The following is a 3,574-nucleotide window of genomic DNA, read 5'->3' on the forward strand; positions in this document are numbered from 1 at the left end:
CCATATTCCAGTTGTGGCGCATAGGATTTATTTGTGCCTAAAAACCACGTATCACCGAACTTAACAGAATCGACATCATGATTGCCATCATAAGAGGTGGGTAAAGCATTGATCGCTGAAGTCCAACTTGCCCGTAGTTGACCTGAATCAACGGGTGTTTTAGCCTGCACTTTGGTGAGCAATTCCAGGGCTGTTTTCCGCATCACCACATCGGCTTTTTGTTCGACCGAACGAATGAAGTCGGCAATATCAACACTAAATGCGCCCATTATGCCACCCTTCGGGCTTGGCATTGATAAACAATGGAGACATTCGCTGGTCTAATAGGTTGGCAATTAATAATCGCCCAAGTTTCACCTTCTACACTCACGATTGAATGTACTTCCGGCTTGCCGCTTTCCGTGATGTATAACATCACATCACCCTGTTTTACCATTGCAGACGCACCTTTCCCTGCACCATTGCTTTGATAAGACGGAAAATCATAGGCGAGATTATCAAACAAGCAATAGGCTTTATTTGAAACCCCTCTTTTATTTGATATGCCCCCGGTTGCAGGATCATATTGTCCCTTACTTTCCGTCTTAACAACACAAGGCACCCCAAATTGCCGAATCAGTTGCGCTGAAAGATGGCGTAATTGTCCGTACATTTTACCCCCTTAACAACTCAACATAGCCTGTAGATTCAACTAAAAATCCCTTGAGTAGCGATTTCACATACTCAAAGCGATTAGCCTTTTGTTCCGTGCTTTCGTTATAGCTTACGGAAATCGGTCCGACCTTCACACCAGACATCTTCTGCGCTTGGTTTTGGTTAAGATCTTCCTGTAATGCCAATTCACACACTGCATATTTGACGGCTTGTGGGATCTCCTCTTGCCCCTTTCGAGGAAAAGAACGAGATTGTAGCGGATCGGCTTTTTCACCGGCGAAAGTGTAATAATGATCAAGAAAATCACTCGCACTCACTAATCGCCGATTTTTTGTTTGTTCATCTAACTCATCCCAAGTTTCAAAGGAAATACGATTAGCGTGATAATAATCGGCATCTTCAAGACTTACATAGCTGTCATTGGGTATCTTTAGGGTCATTTTCGTTCCCCTTTTCTGCAGCAATCAACAAGGCAAGTAATTCATCTTTCTTCGCATTAGGTTCAAAATCAACTTGAAGTGCGGCCAATTTTGCTTTGATTTCATCCACTTTCAATTTAGTGAGATCATCTTTTGGATCGCCACCTTGCCCCAAATCAAACAACGGCAAGTGTTGATAACGTTCCGGTACTTCGCCACAGACGGCATCGGCATTTTCCAATGTATCAGATGAATGATATGCGCCTAAATTTCGCATAATGAGACCTTTTTCTTTGGCAAAGGCGATATTTTGAGCGGAAAAATCACGGGTAAAATAAAGAATGCGTTTTTTCATAAAATATTCCTTAAAATAAAACCACCTGAAAATTCAGGCGGTTTTTAGGTTACTTAGTTTTGACTAACACACCGGCAGTGTCTTTATCAAAGGTAGCGGATTTTTCCCAGTTGGTTGATGTACCCAATGCGGTATCATTCGGAGATTTACCTCCGGCGGTCATATCCCATTTATAGCCGAGAATGCCTAAGTTATAGGTCCATTCTGCTTGATAGGTCGCACCAATGTTCTCACCGCCCACCTTAGGTAGAATCACACTGTTAAAGTCATTGTTACCGCCGACTAAAATGGCATTTTCAACCAACCCCAGTGTGTTATAAGAACCATCCGCATTGACTAATGCCGGACTATCGGTCACCACAAACACACGACCGAATGGATCGCGCACCACATTGATATTGTCATAGTTGAACAGGCGTTCGGTGTTGGTTAAAGCGTTTTCAAATAAGCTATGGAGCGTCGTGGAGTGCATTACCCACGCTTTTAATGAACCGGAGCGGTCACCAAACAATGCCGCCCCTTTATTGAGAGTGCGGAAAGTCGGCGCTTGTGCTTTATCGTCTAGGACGGTTTTCGTGTTGCCGCCAATTGCAGCCACACCGCCTAATACTGCCGTGTTAAGCATATCAGCAAGGCGTGCTTTCGCTAATTGCTGACCGATTGTGATTGCGGCAAGTTCCGGATTTTTCAAAATCCAGTGGTATTGTTGCGGCTCATATTCAAGCGGTGGTGTGCCGGCAGCCACTTTTACCGCTACATTGAGCAATTGCTCAAGGCGTTTGGCTTCAACGGTGCCTTGTCCGTAAGCATTACGGCGGCGAACAAGACCTGCAACGGCTTTAAAACTCGCACGAATATCAAAATCACCTTCTACCGGGGCATTTTGTAGCACAATTGTTCCACCGGAGGCTTCATTAAATTTTTCAATATCTTGATCGACCGTTTCGGTCAACGCAACTTGGGTTTGTTTATTAAAAACCTGTAAATCAAAGGACATTGTTTATCTCCTGTTAGGTTAAGGCAAATTATTCTGCCGTTTTCGATTGCATATAGGCGATCCGCTCGGCATCAGTTTTACATTCCGAAAGCGACTTTGGCGCACCATTTTGAGAAGGTGTCCCTTGTGCGCCACTACCGGACGAACCACTACCGCGCAAAATCGTATCTTTGTTTGGATAAGTATTGATGAGCATTTCCATTGCCTCATCAAAGTTAGCAAGTTCACCGGCACGCTCACGACTGTAAATTGGATTGCCACTACTGTCTTTGGCTTCAATTTTGCCGTCTTTTACGCTGAAATGTTTGCCAAAATAGGCTTGGGCAACATCCGGCGGCAAAGTCGTTTTATCGGCGATAAATTTAGAACGGGCAAATGCACCGCCGACAATTTCGCCATAAAGTGCTTGTTCCAGTTGATCCGCACGGCCATTAGCTTCTGCCAATTTTTCATCGTAGGTTTTAATCACCTCCGCTTTCACTCGCTCGGCTTCACCGGCATCAATCAGCTTTTTATCGTCAAGGTTTTTAACGGTATCTAAAGCTTTTTTCGCAGCATTGACATCAATTCCGTCAAAGGCTTTTAAATCGGCTTCTGCCTTTTCCGCCCGTTCACGGTGATTTTTTGCTTCTGCATTGAGTGAGGTAATTTTGGCAACAGCAGCCGGCACATCGTAAGCGACTTCTTTACCGTCCTCATAGACATACACCGGTTTGCCGTCTTGTACGACAACATTGCCGTTCTCATCAGTTTTCAGTTTCATTGGATTTCCTTCCGATTAGTTGTGGCTTTTCCAAGCCGTGGATAAAAGAAAACCGCACGATCTTCCGAAAGTGCGGTTGGTTTTTTAGATAATAAAAAAACCTAGCGGTTAGGCTAGGTGTTGTGGTTATTCTAGGATTTAACCTTTTAATTTCACTAACTCTTGATTTTCCATATCAAAAATGGCTTTTTGCTCAGCAGTCAGTTTATGAGGGTAATCGGCCCAAAAGTTAAATTCTACTTTTTTGTCAAAAGAAAAAACAATTGGTCCAAAAGCGTCTGGAGTATATTTGTACCAAACTTTATCTATTTTTTCTCGTTTATACCAACCATTTTCGTCTATCTCTATAACCTCCCCTTCTTCGCCCTCATCCAGTTCTATTTCGT

Annotated in this window: 7 protein-coding genes; all 7 read right to left on the reverse strand. The window is 43.6% G+C overall.

What is annotated here, in order from left to right; translation table 11 throughout:
• Positions 1 to 269 (reverse strand): HK97 gp10 family phage protein (locus tag BKK54_RS11260; RefSeq protein ID WP_077543160.1); only part of this gene is annotated, 269 nt, incomplete at its 3' end.
• Positions 269 to 652 (reverse strand): hypothetical protein, encoded by a 384-nt coding sequence (locus BKK54_RS11265; protein WP_077543161.1) that lies wholly within the window; start codon positions 650 to 652, stop codon positions 269 to 271. The genes BKK54_RS11265 and BKK54_RS11260, both read right to left, overlap by 1 nt.
• 1 nt (position 653) lies before the next feature.
• Entirely contained in the window at positions 654 to 1,094 is a 441-nt protein-coding gene (locus BKK54_RS11270) for a DnaT-like ssDNA-binding protein (protein WP_077543162.1), read from the reverse strand.
• The gene (locus BKK54_RS11275) at positions 1,072 to 1,428 is read right to left on the reverse strand and encodes a HeH/LEM domain-containing protein (RefSeq protein ID WP_077543163.1); all 357 of its coding nucleotides are present in this window, start codon (positions 1,426 to 1,428) and stop codon (positions 1,072 to 1,074) included. The genes BKK54_RS11270 and BKK54_RS11275 overlap by 23 nt, the downstream gene beginning before the upstream one ends.
• Before the next feature lie 49 nt (positions 1,429 to 1,477).
• Entirely contained in the window at positions 1,478 to 2,425 is a 948-nt protein-coding gene (locus BKK54_RS11280; protein ID WP_077543164.1) for a major capsid protein, read from the reverse strand.
• Between the two features lie 28 nt (positions 2,426 to 2,453).
• Complete coding sequence (locus BKK54_RS11285) at positions 2,454 to 3,188, reverse strand: DUF6651 domain-containing protein (protein WP_077543165.1); 735 nt, start codon at positions 3,186 to 3,188, stop codon at positions 2,454 to 2,456.
• Between the two features lie 138 nt (positions 3,189 to 3,326).
• Positions 3,327 to 3,574 (reverse strand): DUF7675 family protein (locus tag BKK54_RS11290; RefSeq protein ID WP_208605825.1); only part of this gene is annotated, 248 nt, incomplete at its 5' end.

The sequence above is a fragment of the Rodentibacter genomosp. 1 genome (assembly GCF_001999285.1).
In the GTDB taxonomy this organism is placed as follows: domain Bacteria; phylum Pseudomonadota; class Gammaproteobacteria; order Enterobacterales; family Pasteurellaceae; genus Rodentibacter.

Excerpts from the sequence above, each read along its gene's own strand:
- BKK54_RS11265 (WP_077543161.1), bottom strand. The coding sequence starts at position 652 with ATGTACGGACAATTACGCCATCTTTCAGCGCAACTGATTCGGCAATTT.
- BKK54_RS11270 (WP_077543162.1), bottom strand. The coding sequence starts at position 1,094 with ATGACCCTAAAGATACCCAATGACAGCTATGTAAGTCTTGAAGATGCC.
- BKK54_RS11275 (WP_077543163.1), bottom strand. The coding sequence starts at position 1,428 with ATGAAAAAACGCATTCTTTATTTTACCCGTGATTTTTCCGCTCAAAAT.
- BKK54_RS11280 (WP_077543164.1), bottom strand. The coding sequence starts at position 2,425 with ATGTCCTTTGATTTACAGGTTTTTAATAAACAAACCCAAGTTGCGTTG.
- BKK54_RS11285 (WP_077543165.1), bottom strand. The coding sequence starts at position 3,188 with ATGAAACTGAAAACTGATGAGAACGGCAATGTTGTCGTACAAGACGGC.